The 16,171-nt window shown below is 58.8% G+C and carries 12 protein-coding genes; 8 read left to right on the top strand and 4 right to left on the bottom strand.

Going from position 1 to position 16,171, the window contains the following annotated elements; translation table 11 throughout:
* Positions 1–15 precede the first annotated feature (15 nt).
* The 3 genes from ACTJJW_RS03760 (at position 16) to ACTJJW_RS03750 (ending at position 2,008) form a co-directional block, all read left to right on the top strand.
* Positions 16–525, top strand: a complete 510-nt coding sequence (locus ACTJJW_RS03760; protein WP_462642773.1) for an FHA domain-containing protein — start codon at positions 16–18, stop codon at positions 523–525.
* Complete coding sequence (ftsR, locus tag ACTJJW_RS03755; protein ID WP_462642771.1) at positions 525–1,223, top strand: transcriptional regulator FtsR; 699 nt, start codon at positions 525–527, stop codon at positions 1,221–1,223. The genes ACTJJW_RS03760 and ftsR overlap by 1 nt, the downstream gene beginning before the upstream one ends.
* A 236-nt stretch (positions 1,224–1,459) precedes the next feature.
* Positions 1,460–2,008, top strand: a complete 549-nt coding sequence (locus ACTJJW_RS03750) for a MerR family transcriptional regulator (RefSeq protein ID WP_462642769.1) — start codon at positions 1,460–1,462, stop codon at positions 2,006–2,008.
* Positions 2,009–2,069: 61 nt separating this feature from the next.
* On the opposite strand, the gene ACTJJW_RS03745 is transcribed toward ACTJJW_RS03750, so the two are convergent.
* On the bottom strand, positions 2,070–2,870 hold the full coding sequence (locus ACTJJW_RS03745) for a ParA family protein (protein WP_341952039.1): 801 nt from the start codon (positions 2,868–2,870) through the stop codon (positions 2,070–2,072).
* 121 nt (positions 2,871–2,991) lie between these two features.
* Between ACTJJW_RS03745 and ACTJJW_RS03740 the strand changes: the two genes are divergently transcribed.
* The 3 genes from ACTJJW_RS03740 (at position 2,992) to def (ending at position 8,321) form a co-directional block, all read left to right on the top strand.
* Positions 2,992–6,396, top strand: coding sequence for a pyruvate carboxylase (locus ACTJJW_RS03740; RefSeq protein ID WP_462642767.1), 3,405 nt, complete (start codon positions 2,992–2,994; stop codon positions 6,394–6,396).
* A 106-nt stretch (positions 6,397–6,502) separates the two neighbouring features.
* Positions 6,503–7,825, top strand: a complete 1,323-nt coding sequence (locus ACTJJW_RS03735) for a MinD/ParA family ATP-binding protein (RefSeq protein WP_462642765.1) — start codon at positions 6,503–6,505, stop codon at positions 7,823–7,825.
* Between the two features lie 4 nt (positions 7,826–7,829).
* The gene (gene def / locus ACTJJW_RS03730; RefSeq protein WP_462642764.1) at positions 7,830–8,321 is read left to right on the top strand and encodes a peptide deformylase; all 492 of its coding nucleotides are present in this window, start codon (positions 7,830–7,832) and stop codon (positions 8,319–8,321) included.
* Positions 8,322–8,334: 13 nt separating this feature from the next.
* On the opposite strand, the gene ACTJJW_RS03725 is transcribed toward def, so the two are convergent.
* Positions 8,335–10,158: an AMP-dependent synthetase/ligase gene (locus ACTJJW_RS03725; RefSeq protein WP_462642762.1), complete on the bottom strand. Its 1,824-nt coding sequence runs from the start codon at positions 10,156–10,158 to the stop codon at positions 8,335–8,337.
* A 163-nt stretch (positions 10,159–10,321) separates the two neighbouring features.
* Here ACTJJW_RS03725 and ACTJJW_RS03720 point away from each other — a divergent pair, with 163 nt between their 5' ends.
* Both ACTJJW_RS03720 and ACTJJW_RS03715 read left to right on the top strand, forming a co-directional pair.
* Positions 10,322–11,011: a lysophospholipid acyltransferase family protein gene (locus ACTJJW_RS03720; protein WP_462642760.1), complete on the top strand. Its 690-nt coding sequence runs from the start codon at positions 10,322–10,324 to the stop codon at positions 11,009–11,011.
* Positions 11,012–11,102: 91 nt separating this feature from the next.
* The gene (locus ACTJJW_RS03715) at positions 11,103–12,473 is read left to right on the top strand and encodes a class II 3-deoxy-7-phosphoheptulonate synthase (protein ID WP_462642759.1); all 1,371 of its coding nucleotides are present in this window, start codon (positions 11,103–11,105) and stop codon (positions 12,471–12,473) included.
* Between the two features lie 135 nt (positions 12,474–12,608).
* Here the strand turns inward: ACTJJW_RS03715 and pknB are convergent, their stop codons facing one another.
* Together pknB and ACTJJW_RS03705 are read right to left on the bottom strand one after the other, a co-directional pair.
* Positions 12,609–14,579, bottom strand: coding sequence for a Stk1 family PASTA domain-containing Ser/Thr kinase (gene pknB, locus ACTJJW_RS03710; RefSeq protein WP_462642757.1), 1,971 nt, complete (start codon positions 14,577–14,579; stop codon positions 12,609–12,611).
* A gap of 58 nt (positions 14,580–14,637) precedes the next feature.
* Complete coding sequence (locus tag ACTJJW_RS03705) at positions 14,638–16,101, bottom strand: muramidase family protein (protein WP_462642755.1); 1,464 nt, start codon at positions 16,099–16,101, stop codon at positions 14,638–14,640.
* Positions 16,102–16,171 lie beyond the last annotated feature (70 nt).

Genomic DNA, 16,171 nt, shown 5'->3' with positions numbered 1-16,171 from the left:
GTCAGGAGGTTTGCGATGGTTGAATCAATGAATAATGGTCACGGCGCCGACGTACAGTCGGCAAACGAGACTTCCGCGCAGCCCGTTGTCGAGTCGACCGACACCACGGCGACCTACAGTCTCGAGTTTGCTGCTCAGGTTGCTGCCATGGGCGGCGATGTATCAGCCGACGAGCAGTCAGCGATCACCGCGCTGCCGTCAGGTTCTGCGCTGCTAATCGTGCGCCGTGGGCCAAACGTTGGAGCACGTTTTCTGTTGGATGCCGACGTCACTACGGTTGGTCGTCATCCTGAGGCAGATATTTTTCTCGATGACGTCACTGTGTCGCGTCGTCACGTCGAGTTTTTGCGACAGGGCACCACGTTCGATGTTAAAGATTTAGGCTCGCTCAACGGCACCTACCTCGGGGGCGACCGCATCGAGTCGACCGCGGTTCTTCGCGACCGCGCCGAGGTTCAGATTGGTAAGTACAGGCTCACGTTCTATGCGTCGCGCCGTGATCTTCCGTCGGCGGCTGGTAATTAGTGGCTGGGGTTGCGCGTCAAGCGCGTCCAGCTCCAGCGCCGGTGCTTTTGAGCATTGGGCAAGTTCTCGCAAAACTCAGTCCTGAGTTTCCTGACCTCACTCCGTCAAAACTGCGGTTTCTTGAGGAGCGCAAGCTCGTAGCGCCAGCGCGCACAGCGTCGGGGTACCGCAAGTTTTCGCCCTCCGACATGGAGCGATTGCGTTTCGTGCTCTCTATGCAGCGCGACCATTACTTGCCACTCAAAGTAATCCGTGGCTATCTCGAAGAGATGGATGCTGGGCGCACCCCCGAATTACCTGGTGGTGCCATCGCGGCTGCCTCCATGCTGTCTGCGGAGCGCAAGCTCACTCGCGACGAGCTCATCCGGGAGGCGGGCGCAAGCCCCATGCTCTTAGGTGATGCTATTTCGTCGTCGCTGATCGTGGCATCCGATGTTTTTGGCGAAAATTCTCTTGCGGTGCTCAAGTCGCTTGTGGAGCTTCAGCGCAGCGGTATCGAGCCGAGGCACTTGCGTGGTTTCCGTGCCGCGGCTGAGCGCGAACTCGGGCTCATTGAGAGCGCATTGATGCCGGTTGCTCGCCGTAAGGATGCATCGAGCCGCGCTCGTGCTGCAGAGATGGCTCGCGAAATCGCAGGACAGTTGGAGATTGTTCGCAGCAGTATTATCCGATCCGCCCTCAGCCGACTCGATTCGTAGTACGGTCGATTTGTTGATCGTTTTCTGGCTTCGGCCGATCACGATTGACCGACATTGGCGCAGGTTTCACGACTAATTCCGACACGCCGCGGAGTTTTTGCCAATGTCGTTGATCGATGCGGCGGGCGTGACTACCGTGGGGTAACACGAAAGACTAAGCGTCAACTTCAACATGAAGGTTGCGTGCTTGTCGTGCTTGTCGTGCTGGTCGAATCAGAATCTAGAGGGGCAATGCCATGAGTGAATTGAACCGTAGCGAAACATCACGCTACGACCTTGGCCTTCTCTTTACTGACGGAATGCCAGACCTCAATGACTCTTCCGGCTACCGCGGTGCTGTCGCCGCTCGCGCAGCGGGCATCAGCTACCGCCAGCTCGACTACTGGGCCCGTACAGAGCTCGTCAAACCCACCGTTCGCGGTGCGGCAGGCTCAGGCTCGCAACGACTCTATGGATTCCGCGACATCCTGGTGCTCAAACTCGTCAAGCGACTGCTCGATACCGGTATTTCACTGCAGCAGATTCGTGTTGCCGTCAACCAGCTTCGCGAATCGGGCATCCATGATCTCGCACAGACCACGCTTATGAGCGATGGCGCCAGCGTCTACCTGTGCACGTCAAACGACGAAGTCATCGACCTCGTCAGCCGCGGCCAGGGTGTCTTTGGCATCGCAGTTGGCAAGGTTCTTCGCGAGGTTGAGACAAGCCTTATCGCCCTCGACAAGGTCAAGGGCGAAGACCCCATGGATGAGCTGGCGAAGCGCCGCGCATCCCGTGCTTCCTAAGCGCGCACACTTCTCGGACTCACGCAACGCAAACTCGGCCGCTGCTCGCTCAGACGCTGCGCTAGTTGTTGTATTCGCCCATTCGAGCCGCACGCATGACGCGGTCGAGAAGCTGGTCAAAGTAGCGCGCCATCTCTTGAGCGCTCTCACCAGGCCACACGTGAAGCGGCTTAGCGGCTCCCTGTGCCTGCTGAAGCGACGTGCGCTCGGGCAGTTGCGGGGAGAGCACAAGCGGGCCGAACATGTCTCGCAGTTCTTTGATGCGGAACTGGTGCTCGAGAGATTGTGAACGCAAACGGTTCACAATGATGCCGAGTGGCTGAAGTCGAGGAGAAAGCCCGCGACGAATCTCTTCGATTGCCCGAAGCGCACGATCTGCGGCGGCAACGGAAAACAGTCCAGGTTCGGTGACGATCGAGACGCGGTCACTGGCAGCCCACGCAGTTCGTGTGAGCGCGTTGAGCGATGGTGCGCAGTCGATGAGCACCAAATCGTAGTCAGCCTCGACGTTCGCCAGAGCTTCTTCGAGCTTCCAAATATCACGGATGCTCGGGTGCGGGCCATCAAAGTTGATCGCCGATGGCGAGCCAATGAGCACGTCTATTTTGCCGGGGCGACCCTTTGTCCACCCACTAGGAGCGATAGCCGCGCGCACGATCTTCTCTTTGGGAGAAGCGAGCACGTCGGCAACATTGAGGTGACCGGTGACATCAATGTCCATGCCGGTCGACACATCGGACTGGGGATCAAGGTCGACAACGAGAGTTCGAAGACCGCGAGCAAAAGCTGCCGAAGCGAGCCCAAGCGTCACAGTCGTCTTTCCTACGCCCCCCTTGAGAGAACTAACGCTAAGTACGTGCACGAGTAACGACGATACCTTCACTACAGTTAAGAAACCTAAAACTCCACCAACTTTTGCGCACCCTTGAGGAAACTGCCAGAGTTCAACCACTCTAGGCTTGGTTTTTGTCAGGAAGGACCGAATGTTCAAGAAGATTCTCGTTGCCAACCGAGGCGAAATCGCAATCCGTGCAATGCGTGCGGCAGTCGAGCTCGGTGCAAGAACTGTTGCCGTTTTTCCGTACGAGGACCGAAACTCGGTTCATCGGCTCAAAGCTGACGAGGCGTACCTCATTGGCGAAGAGGGGCATCCTGTTCGTGCCTACCTCGATGTCTCGGAGATCATCCGCGTAGCTAAAGAGTGCGGCGCTGACGCAATTTACCCTGGCTACGGGTTCCTGTCTGAGAATCCGGAGCTCGCTCATGCGGCAGCGGATGCCGGAATCGCCTTCATCGGCCCACCGACGAAGGTGCTCGAGATGGCCGGAAACAAGGTCACCGCCAAGGAGCACGCAATTGCTGCGGGAGTTCCCGTTCTCAAGTCGACTCCGGCGAGCACCGACCTCGATGAGCTCCTTGCTGGCGCCGACGACATCGGGTTCCCCATCTTCGCCAAGGCTGTTGCCGGCGGTGGCGGTCGCGGAATGCGTCGCGTAGAGAAGAAAGAGGATCTCCGCGACGCTCTCGTAGCCGCTATGCGTGAAGCCGAAAGTGCTTTCGGTGACTCGACGATGTTCCTTGAGCAAGCGGTTGTGCGCCCGCGCCACATTGAGGTGCAGATTCTTGCTGACTCGCAGGGCAACATCATCCACCTGTTTGAGCGTGACTGCTCAGTTCAGCGTCGGCACCAGAAGGTTGTCGAGATTGCCCCTGCGCCCAACCTTGACGAAGAAACGCGCCAAGCGATGTACCGCGACGCGATCGCGTTTGCGAAGTCGATCGACTACGTCAACGCCGGCACCGTCGAGTTCTTGCTCGACACTGCGGGGGAGCGCAAGGGCGAGCACGTCTTCATCGAGATGAACCCCCGCATTCAGGTTGAGCACACGGTCACTGAAGAGGTCACCGATGTCGACCTCGTTCAGTCACAGATGCGAATTGCCTTCGGGGAGTCGCTCGAAGAGTTGGGCTTGCGTCAAGACGAGCTCAAGCTACGCGGAGCGGCCCTCCAGTGCCGTATCACGACCGAAGACCCCGCCAGCGGGTTTCGGCCAGACACCGGCAAAATCACCACGTACCGCTCGCCTGGTGGCGCCGGCATCCGTTTGGACGGTGGAACGGTTTCTGCAGGTTCGCAGATTTCTCCCCACTTCGACTCCATGCTCGTCAAGATGACGTGCCGTGGCCGTGACTTCGCTTCGGCTGTGCGTCGTGCGCGTCGTGGGCTCGCAGAGTTCCGTCTTCGTGGTGTCACTACGAACATCCCGTTCCTTCAGGGTGTTCTTGACGACCCAGAGTTCATTGCTGGTGACCTGAGCACGGCGTTCATCGATGAGCGACCCGAGCTGGTGAATTCGCACCGCTCGAAGGACCGTGGCACGAAGATCCTCACGTGGTTGGCTGAAGTCACGGTCAATCAGCCGAACGGTGATGGTGCTGGCATCATCAACCCGCAGCTCAAACTTCCGACGGTTGATCTGACAGTTGAGGCACCCGCCGGTTCGCGGCAGCGCCTGCTGGAGCTCGGCCCGGCCGGTTTCGCATCGGCGCTGCGCGAGCAGAAGGCACTTGCGGTTACGGAAACCACTTTCCGCGACGCACACCAGTCGCTCTTGGCTACTCGCGTGCGCACGCGTGACCTCGTTGCTGTGATGCCGCACGTTGCACGGATGACGCCCCAACTGCTCTCGGTTGAGGCGTGGGGTGGGGCGACTTACGACGTTGCTCTGCGCTTCTTGGCGGAAGACCCGTGGGAGCGACTCGCATCAATGCGCGAGGCTCTGCCCAACGTGGCCATCCAGATGCTGCTTCGTGGCCGCAATACTGTCGGCTACACCCCGTACCCCACCGAGGTGACGGATGCCTTCGTTCGCGAGGCTGCAGACACCGGCGTAGACATCTTCCGTATCTTCGATGCTCTCAACGATGTTTCGCAGATGCGCCCCGCTATCGACGCCGTGCTCAACACGGGCACTGCTGTCGCTGAGGTTGCGCTCTGCTACACCGGTGACTTGCTCGATCCGAACGAAGACCTGTACACGCTCGACTACTACCTCAAGCTTGCCGACCAGATCATGGAAAGCGGCGCCCACGTGCTGGCCATCAAGGACATGGCGGGGCTCTTGCGTGCTGAGGCCGCCGAGACCCTCGTTTCGGCTCTGCGTGAGCGTTTTGACGCTCCTGTGCACGTGCATACGCACGACACTGCTGGCGGCCAGCTGGCAACGCTGCTTGCCGCGTCGCGTGCCGGTGCGGATGCTGTGGATGTCGCTAGCGCTCCGATGGCAGGAACGACAAGCCAGCCATCCATGTCGGCTCTCATCGCGTCGCTTGCGCACACCGCACGCGACACCGGAATCTCGCTCGACGCAGTTTCGGATCTCGAGCCGTACTGGGAGGCCGTTCGTCACACCTATGCGCCGTTCGAGTCGGGGCTTCCCGGGCCGACTGGCCGGGTCTACCACCACGAGATTCCGGGTGGGCAGCTGTCGAACCTTCGCCAGCAGGCAATTGCGTTGGGCCTTGCAGACCAGTTTGAGACCATCGAAAATCTTTACGCCGCGGCAAACAAGATGCTTGGTCGTCCGCCGAAGGTCACCCCGTCATCCAAGGTTGTGGGAGATCTTGCGCTCGCGCTTGCCGCAGCGAAGGCCGACCCGGCTGACTTTGAAGAGAATCCAGACAAGTACGACATCCCTGATTCCGTAATTGGGTTCATGGCGGGGGAGTTGGGTGAACTTCCGGGCGGCTGGCCAGAGCCGTTCCGCTCGAAGGTTCTCAAGGGTCGCAACGTCAAGATTGGCGTCGAGGAAATTAGCGAAGAGGATCAGGCTGCTCTCGACGGTGAACCTACCGAACGTCGTTCTGCGCTCAACAGGCTCCTCTTTGCTGGTCCGACACAGATTTTCGAGACTGCTCGCGAGGCTTACGGCGATCTTTCTGCTCTTGCCAGCACCGACTATCTTTACGGTTTGCGGCAGGGTCACGAGCACGTTGTCGAGATCGCCAAGGGTGTTCAGCTCTTCGTTGGGCTTGAGGCGATCGGCGAGGCTGACGACAAGGGCATGCGCACGGTGATGGCTACGCTCAACGGTCAGTTGCGTCCGGTCTTCGTGCGTGATCTCAGTATCAAGGTCGATTCGACTGCAGCGGAGAAGGCGGATTCCTCGAAGCCAGGCCACATCGCGGCACCATTCTCTGGCGTTGTAACCCTTCAGGTCGAGGAGGGCGCGAAGGTCGAAGCAGGCCAGCCAGTTGCGTCAATTGAGGCGATGAAGATGGAAGCAGCAATTACCGCATCCGTTGCTGGCACGGTCAAACGCCTCGCGATTCCCCAAACTCAGCAGGTGGATGCTGGAGACCTTTTGGTCGAGATTGAGCCCAGTTAGGCACGCTTCTATAGGCTACGAACGTGGCCGTTGTTGAAGCACCGGTCACGTTTAGCTCCTTATACGCGGTAAAGTTGTGTGTTTGCTTTCTGAAAGGGATCAATAAGTGACTACTGAGCGCAATAAACCCGATGTGCAGTCGTCCGCTGACGACAAAAATTCGTCGGCCGATCACGACTCGAAAGACTCGACGGTCGAAGAGGCACCGAGCAGCGAAAGTCTCACTTTTACGTTGTCGTTGCCGATGCCTGTTCGCGAGACTCCAGAGCATGAGGCCGCTGTCGCGATTGATGATGTTGCGGTGACAGCACATCACGTCGACCCTGCTTCGATGGCTACGACGTCGATCTCGTTTGTTCCGTCATCGGTTGTCACCATGCCGCCTGAGGTTGCCTCTGAGGCTGCGGTTATTCCTGAGCTTCCGCCGGTCGATCATCCGATGACTCGTCGAGGTCGTCAGCGCACTGAGATTCGCCCAGCGCCCGAGACCGCAACGATGCTTACTGCCGAGCGTCTCATCAACCAGAGTAAGAAGAATCGTCGCCCAGCGCCTGAGGGTTTCTTGCAGGAGCTCGTCTACGCGGTTACGTTCCACTTGGTCAACATGGGCGACTCGTACCGTGCACGTGAGCGCAAGGCTCTTGAGGCGCGCATTACGAAGACGTTCACTGGCGGCACCCGGTTTGTTCCTGTGCTCACTCGCAAGGGTGGCGTTGGCAAGACAACGATCACGGCCCTGCTGGGCATGGCGTTGGCTGACACCCGTGAAGACCGAATTATCGCGATCGATGCCAACCCTGACCGCGGAACGCTTGCGGAACGCATTGACAAGCAGACACGTGCCACGGTGCGCGACGTTGTGATGCGCTCAGACTCGCTTCACACCTTTAGTGAGTTCCAGACTGTTGTCTCGCGCGATGAGACTCGACTCGACGTTCTCGCCTCTGATACTGACCCTCACGTCTCTGAAGCATTCGACGAGGATGACTACAACGTCGTCGCCGATATGGCCGAGCGCTTCTATTCAGTTGCGATCACCGACTGCGGCACTGGCATCGTGCACTCCGTGATGCGCGCCACACTTCAGCGAGCTGATTCGATTGTCATCGTTTCGGGCGGCAGTGTTGACGAAGCACGGTTGGCATCCGAGACGCTCACCTGGCTTGAGTCGAACGGTCACGCTGACCTCGTCAAGAACGCCGTTGTTGCGTTGAACACTGCCACGCAGGGAACCAATCTGGTCAAGCTCGAAGAGATCGAGGCGCATTTCAAGTCGCGCGTGCGTGAGATCGTTCGCATTCCGTACGACCCGAGCCTCGCAACAGGCTCAGTGGTGCACTACCGCGACCTCAACAAGTTGACCAAGAACGCAGCACTCGAACTTGCTGCAGTCGTCATGGACGGCCTCCCTGAGGTTCGGACCGACTGAACCTATGGCTGTTCGTGAGATTCGTCTCTTTGGCGATCCCGTGCTTCGTTCCATGTGCGATCCGATTGTTAGCGGTGACGCGCGAGCTGTGGCGCTTATCGATGATCTGATCGAATCAGTTCAGATCCCTGGCCGCGCTGGTTTGGCCGCCAACCAGATTGGCGTCGGCCTTCGCGCGTTTAGCTACAACATCGACGGCGAAGTCGGCTACATCATTAATCCTGTACTCGTCGAAGTGTCAGGCGAGCCAGAACTTGTGGATGAGGGGTGCCTGTCAGTGCCCGGCTTCTACTTTCTGAGACGACGCCACCCCTTCGCTCGCGTGACCGGTGTCGACCTTGATGGCGAGCCTGTAGAGCTCAGCGGCGAAGGGCTGATGGCTCAGGCTCTTCAACACGAAACCGATCACCTCGATGGGCATCTCTATATCGAGGGTCTCGAACCAGAGACTAAGCGCGAAGCAATGCGCGCAATTCGCCAGGCATCCTGGTACTAGCCCGAGCTAACGACTACTTGAGCGAAATACCTTCAGTCGTCGGTGAGTTCGAGTACAGAGCATCGATCACGTCGGCGAAGTCCGCGAGAATCACGTTTCGCTTGATGGTCATCTTCGGAGTGAGGTGACCACTGGCTTCGGTGAGATCCGCATCGAGGATGTGGAACTTGCGAATCGATTCTGCCCGCGAGACTCTCGCATTGCCGACGTCGATCGCGCGCTGAACTTCAGCGAGCACTGCCGGGCTCTTGGCAGCCTGCTCCAAGGTCCATGTTGCATCGAGACCGTTGTTGTTGAGCCAGACCGGAAGCATCTCTTCGTCAAGCGTGACGAGTGCCGAGATGAAGGCACGCTGCTCTCCGACGACGACAACCTGGCCGATGATCGGGTTAGCACGAATGGGATCCTCGAGAGCGGCCGGGGCGACATTCTTTCCGCCGGCGGTAACGATGATCTCTTTCTTGCGGCCCGTGATCTCAAGGTAGCCGTCTTCATCGAACTTGCCGATGTCGCCGGTCTTGAACCATTCACCATCGAATACTTCGTCGGTGGCTTCTTGGTTGTTCCAGTAGCCATCGAATACGCAGACACCCTTGGCCTGAATCTCACCGTCCTCAGCGATGCGAACGGAGACACCAGGAAGTGGGGGACCGACCTTACCGATCTTGAAGTTAGACGGCTTGTTTACCGAGATCGGAGCCGTCGTCTCGGTGAGGCCGTAGCCTTCGAGAATCGTCAGACCCAAGCTGCGGTAAAAGTGGCCGAGGCGAAGCCCCAGCGGCGCTGAACCGGATACGGCGTACTTGACGCGTCCTCCCAGTGCTGCACGAATCTTTGACAGCACGAGGCGGTCGAAGATCGCGAACTGAATCTTCATGCCGAGAGGGACGTGTCCGGCATCCAATGCCTTCGAATGCGCGATTGCCACGTCAGCAGCCTTGCGGAAAATCTTGCCCTTGCCGCCGGCTTCAGCCTTTTGCTCCGAGGAGTTGTAGACCTTCTCGAACACACGCGGCACTGCCAACAGGAACGTCGGCTTGAACGATGCCATGGAGGGCAACAGCAGTTTGGTGTCGGGCTGGTGCCCAACCTTTACGCCACCGTGGATGCACAGGATCGAGATGAAGCGAGCGAAGATGTGTGCTGTCGTGATGAACAGCAGTGTGCTCGACTCGGGGTTCACAACTTCAGGGATTGCCTTCTGCGAGTTGCGGCACAGCTCGACGAAGTTCGAGTGCGTAAGAACACACCCCTTCGGCTTGCCAGTGGTGCCCGACGTGTAAATGAGGGTAGCGAGATCGGAGCCCTTGGCTAGATTGCGACGACGCTCAATCTCCTCGTCGGTGACGTCGCTGCCTGAGGCCGCGAGCTTGTCTACATCGCCAAGATCGATCTGCCACACGTTGGCGATGGCGGGCACATCAGCGCGAATTTCATCGAACCGCGCAAAGTGGTCGGGAGTTTCGGTGATGATCGCGATCGCACCAGAGTCAGTGAGGTTCCACTGAATCTGTGTTGGCGAGCTGGTCTCATAGATCGGAACAAGCACCGCACCCGCGAACCAAGTCGCGAAGTCGATGAGCGTCCACTCGTAGCGCGTCTTGCACATCAGCCCGATTTTGTCGCCGGGCTGAATGCCTGCGGCAACAAGGCCTTTGGCAACCGACTTCACTTGGGTGAGGAACTCTGACGACGTGACATCACTCCAGCCGCCATTGGCTGTGGGGAGTGAAAATAACGCGCTATTGGGCGTAGCCGCGACACGATCCATTAAGAGATCGGTAACGTTCGCTTCCGGGTCAGCCTCAACGATGGCTGGTACATCAAACTGTTTCACGGCAACTCCTTTGGCACCGGTACGGTGATCTATTCCACTCTAGCTAGGTCTTGCGGGGCAAGCTATGCCCGCATCGGTGAGGGAGAATATTTGCACCCGTTTGTGGGGTACGTTCCGCTGCGCGGTAGAGTAGAAGATCCCGCGAGCAGGAGAAAGAGGCACCATGTTCTATTGGTTTATGAAGAATCTGGTTGCCGGCCCCATCCTAAAAACCGTTTTTCGGCCGTGGGTTTCGGGGCTTGAGAACCTGCCACGCAAGGGCGGCGTCATTCTCGCCAGCAATCACCTCTCGTTCATCGACTCGGTGTTTTTGCCCCTCGTGATGGACCGTCGCATTTTCTTCCTCGCTAAGAGCGACTACTTCACTGGTCGCGGCATCCGCGGTTGGCTATCGCGTGCGTTCTTTAATGGCACAGGGATGCTGCCCATCGACCGCTCAGGTGGCAAAGCATCCGAGGCGTCGCTCAATACTGGGCTCGCGGTTCTCGCTCGTGGCGAGGTGCTTGGTATCTACCCTGAGGGCACGAGAAGTCCCGACGGCAAGATGTATCGTGGCCGCACCGGTGTTGCTCGCATGATCTTGGAGGGCCGCGTTCCTGTAGTCCCGGTCGCGATGATTGACACCGAGAAGGTCATGCCGATCGGCACCAAGATTCCTCGTATGGGCCGGATTGGTATCGTCTTCGGCGAACCGCTCGACTTCAGCCGCTTCGAAGGCATGGAGGGCGACCGTTTCATCTTGCGCTCAATTACCGACGAAATCATGTATGAACTGAACCGCATCAGCGGCCAGGAATACGTGGATGTCTATGCCACTTCGGTTAAGGAACGCGCGACTCCTGCTCGTCGCTAACAGTGACACGAGACGCCCTGTTGTGCCGGTAGGCTCTTAGAGGGTCACGAACCCACCCATTTTCGCAGTAATTGTATGAAGGAATTTCCCTGTGGTCGACCCGTCAGAACCAGTCGTGCTCGCTGATCCAGCCGTGATTGCCGGTCTAGACAACTGGCGCACGCTCCCCATCAAGCAGCAGCCACAGTGGCCGGATGCCGATGCTGTCGGCGAAGCGTCGAACAAGATCGCATCGCTGCCTCCCCTCGTATTCGCTGGTGAAGTTGATCGCTTGCGTGACCGTTTGGCGCGTGCGGCACAGGGTGAAGCATTCTTGCTGCAGGGTGGCGACTGTGCTGAGACTTTTGCTGGCGCTACAGCCCAGCAAATCAGTGACCGTGTCAAGACGATTCTGCAGATGGCCGTAGTTCTTACGTATGGCGCATCGAAGCCCATCGTGAAGATGGGCCGCATGGCCGGCCAGTTTGCAAAGCCTCGCTCTAGCGACTTCGAGACGCGCGGAGACGTCACACTTCCGGCTTACCGTGGTGACATCGTCAACGGTTTCGACTTCACTCCGGAATCGCGTACTGCTGATCCCGCACGTCTGGTTGAGGGCTACCACACTGCGGCATCCACCCTAAACCTCATCCGTGCGTTCACTCAGGGTGGCTTTGCGGATCTCCGCCAGGTGCACTCGTGGAACAAGGGTTTCGCGGCGAACCCCGCTAATCGCCAGTACGAGAGCCTCGCTAAGGAGATCGACAAGGCTGTGCGCTTCATGGAGGCGGCCGGCGCCGACTTCGACGAGCTCAAGCGCACCGAGTTCTACTCAAGCCACGAGGGCTTGCTCATGGACTACGAGCGCCCGATGACGCGCATTGATTCGCGCACCGGAACGCCGTACAACACGAGCGCTCACTTCTTGTGGATCGGGGAGCGCACCCGCGACCTCGACGGTGCCCACATCGACTACTTCTCACGCCTGCGCAATCCCATCGGCGTGAAGATCGGCCCCTCGACCACTGCTGAGACCATGAAGCAGCTCATCGACAAGCTGGATCCTGAGCGCGAGCCTGGTCGATTGACGTTCATCACTCGCATGGGTGCTGGCAAGATCCGCGATGCACTTCCTCCGCTGCTTGAAGCCATCAAAGAGATGGATGCCACGCCGCTCTGGGTTTCAGACCCAATGCACGGCAACGGCCTCACCACGCCAACCGGTTACAAGACACGTCGCTTCGATGACGTCGTCGATGAGGTTAAGGGTTTCTTCGAGGCGCACAGTGCCGCGGGAACGTACCCAGGCGGTATCCACATTGAGCTTACTGGCGACGATGTCACCGAGTGCTTGGGTGGTTCAGAACAGATCGACGAGGCCACACTGGCAACTCGCTACGAGTCGCTGTGCGACCCTCGACTCAACCACATGCAGTCGCTCGAGCTGGCATTCCTCGTAGCTGAGGAGCTCCGCGCTTTCTAGCAAAAAAATAAGCCCGCTAGAGCGCCAAACCTCATACTGAGTGTGGCGCGCTGGCGGGCTTTATGCGTTGGTGACGAGGAGATTCCATAGTCTGGCCTACTTCGTCGTGTGAGGCAGCTGATTAGATAGCTTTCATTAGACCTTCGGTCCATAGACGGTTATTTCTGACCCGCGTTTGATCATTTTGCCGGCGGCAGGATCGGTGGATTCCACTCTGGCAAGCCCGCCCCAGAAACCTCTTGGGAGATCAGTCTCCACATTGACGACAAAATCTAGGGTTTCAAGCTCGGAGATAGCGTCGTTGATCGCATCGCCAATCACGTCGGGCATCTGAACGAGGTCGGGCCCGCGAGAGATAATGAGCGTCGTGGTGTCGCCCTCACGGAAGGTGCGGGCGTTTCCCTCGCCATCACGCTCGGGGTCAATCCCAACAACGGTGCCCTTTTCGCAATCATTGAAGACTTCAACGCCGAGCTGCGACTTGAGTCCGACACCGGCAAGAATTTGTGACGCTTCATCGACGGTCGCGCAAGCGACGTTGGGCAGCGGCCCTGAGGAAATAATCAGCGAAACGTTTTGCAGCTCGCCGTAGGTCTCTGCGCCGAGGATTGAGGTCTCGTCGGCGCCGAGCACGTCAATCACCAGTCCAGCGGCGATGTCCCCGTCGAATTGTTTGATGATGGGTTCCACAAGCGTGAAAGGCGCGGCCTCGATGGCGTCACGTGCTTCTTGTTCGGTCATGCCAGCAAAAGCGGGGACAGCAATGGGTTGTGGGCCTTTGGAGATAAGTAGAGTTACGGGCGCGCCGTTCGGAACTGACGAGCCGACTTCGGGTGTCGAGTTGGCGACTAAGCCGACGGCGACTACCGGGTCGAACGTTTCGCCCAGTTCGTCGCTGACAACGAGCCCCAGCTCTTCTAGAGTCGCTCGCGCCTCTTCGGGCGTCGCGTTCTGAATACTTGTGGGAATCGTCACTTGCGATCCTGGACCGGAACCGAAGTACCAACCGGTTCCCGCTGCGCCTCCGACCAGTAATACGATCAGTACGAGCAACCACCAGCCGCGTGACTTCCGTTTGGTCGCCCGCGTAGAGAGCGTTGTGGTGTTCTCTGAGACCTGTGTTGCAGCTGGCGGCGCTACATGCTGCAGCTCTGCGCCGAATACTTGGGTTTCGGCTGTGGACCCCATCGATTCCGCAGCGGGCGCGCTTGGAAGCACCATCGTGCGCTGCACCGCAGTGGATGCCGTCGGCGGTAGTGCGGTCATCAGCGAGCTGTGCGTTTGGTAGAGCTGGTCGAGCAGCACTCGCGCATCGCGAGGACGATCATCCGGTTCACGCGCGGTCGACCACAGCACGAGGTCGTCGAGTTCTGCCGGCACAAGGTGGTTTGCTGCGCTGGGACTCGGCACCGCATCGTTCGCGTGCTGGTACGCAATCTGCATTGGCTGCTCGCCTGTGAAGGGCTGCTCGCCAACGAGCATTTCGTACATCATGATTCCGACGGCGTAGATGTCGCTGCGGGTGTCAGCTACACCGCGAGTAACGAGTTCGGGGGAGAGGTAAGCGATGGTGCCCAGCAGAGCTGCTCCGGTTGCAGTGTTTGCGCTTGCGGCGCGTGCCAGACCAAAGTCACCAATCTTGATGCGCCCGTCGTCTGCGAGCAGCACGTTCTCGGGCTTCAAGTCACGGTGCACGATCCCGGCTTTGTGGGCCGCAGCGAGTCCGGCAAGCACGGCTTCCATGATGTCGAGCGTTTGCTCAGTGGTGAGGACGCGATGCTCCAGCAGAAGATCACGCAGGGTAATTCCGGGCAGATATTCCATGACGAGATATGCCATGTCGCTGTCTTGACCCTGATCGAAGACGTTCACGACGTTGGGGTGCGCAAGGCGAGCGGACGATCGAGCTTCTTGAACGAAGCGTTCTTTGAATTTACTGTCGTCAGCAAGATGGCCGTGCATGATCTTGATGGCAACCTTGCGTTCAAGCCGAAGGTCGGTTGCAAGGTACACGGTGGCCATGCCGCCACGGGCGATCCGCGAACGGATCTGATACCGACCGTCGAGTAGACGGCCGATCATCGGATCTGTGTTGTTCGCATTCACTATCAGAGTCTAAAGTTCTGAGCTCCGAGAGTGCCGCTAGACACGGCTGTTCGGCGGGTTAGCCGAGTTCTTGCAGCCATGAGCGTGCAGATGTCTCCCATTTTGCGTACGCGTCTGGGTAGGCCGAGATCTGAACCGCCTGAGCAGCGCGGGTCACGGTCATGTTCTTCCAACCCGAGATGTCGAGGAGTCCACGGGTAATGTCCTTGTTTGGATTACTCGATCCACCATAGAAAAGCCGTGCTGCATGTGACGGTGTCGTGAGCTGCGCGACCGTGCCCCAACCAGCACTGGGTCGCTGCTGGAAGAGTCCGACAGAGTCGCGGTCGCCCCAGTTGAGGTTGCGCAGGCTCGATTCCTGCATGGCGGTCGCGAGAGCGATAGTGATTCCGTAGTCGGATACTCCGAGATCTCGGCCAACTTGGATGATGACTAGAGCGTTGGTGCGCATTTCTGCTGTCAAGTAGGTGACGCTGCCGCCGCTGCTCGCGGGCACTGAGCTTGACGACGGAATCGTCAGTTTGTCGCCGATGTAGATGACGCTCGACTGGCTGAGCCTGTTGGCATCGAGCAGGGCTTGAGTGGAGAGTCCGGAACGTTGTGCGATCGCCGCGATGGTGTCGCCAGAAACGACGAGGTAGCTGCTGCCTGGTACCGGGGCAGGTGCCGGGGTCGATGCTTCTGGAGCTGGTGCCGGTTCTTCAGGCTCGACTACCGCCTCCGCAGATTCTGGCTCGACCTCTGTGCCGGTGCTGCTCTCACCGGAGTTGCCTACGGTGCCAGTGTCGGCATCCGCAGCATCTTCGTCGTTGTCGTCAGTCGTGAAGTCGTATTCCTGAGTATCTTCGGCGGGTGCACTGAGGTTTCCCGGAATCAGGATCGTTTGGCCGGGGTAGATGATGCTTGACCAGCCGAGACCGTTCGCTGACATCACCGAGATCGTCGAGATGCCGAACTTGTTGGCGATCCCGCTGATGGTATCGCCGGCGACGATCGTGTACTGGCCGTTGGTGGTCTTGGTGTGGCTCACGCTCGGCAGCGGAGCCGTCATGCCCTTGGTGAGGGTGAGCTTCTGGCCGGGAAAGATCATTGATGACCAGCTGAGTCCGTTGAGCGCAAGAACGGATGCCGTCGATAGCCCGTAGCGAGACGCAATGTCGCTGACAGTGTCGCCCTCGGCCACTGTGTAGCTCGCGGGTGCTGGGCTAATCACGGTGGCGGCAGTTTCACTCACGGAAGCTGTGGTTACTGCGGTCGGCTTGTTTGCGCGTTCTGTTGAGAGGCGCGGGTCATTCGGCGTCTTTGCGTTGACTGGTTCAACTGGCCCGGTGAGGTTGAAGGTCGCGGCTGCAAGCGATCCGACAAGAATCACGGGAACCGTATTCATGAGGCTACGGCCCGCTCGCGCTCGTTGTTGAGCGAGGCGACGTGCGCGCTCTCCATTGTCGACTGCTGCTGGAACTAGCCCAGCGAAAACTGTGTGAGCGACACTCTCGGTGTCGTCCATAGTGAAATATGTCATAGCTTTCTTCCTGCTCCCGGCCCCGAGAAGGTGTGTGTGGTCACCTAGATCACGGCTTCACGTTGTCACA

It is taken from the genome of Rhodoglobus galactosidasius, from assembly GCF_054957775.1.
Note: the sequence above shows the minus strand (reverse complement) of the source record. Positions and strands in the feature narration are given on the sequence as shown.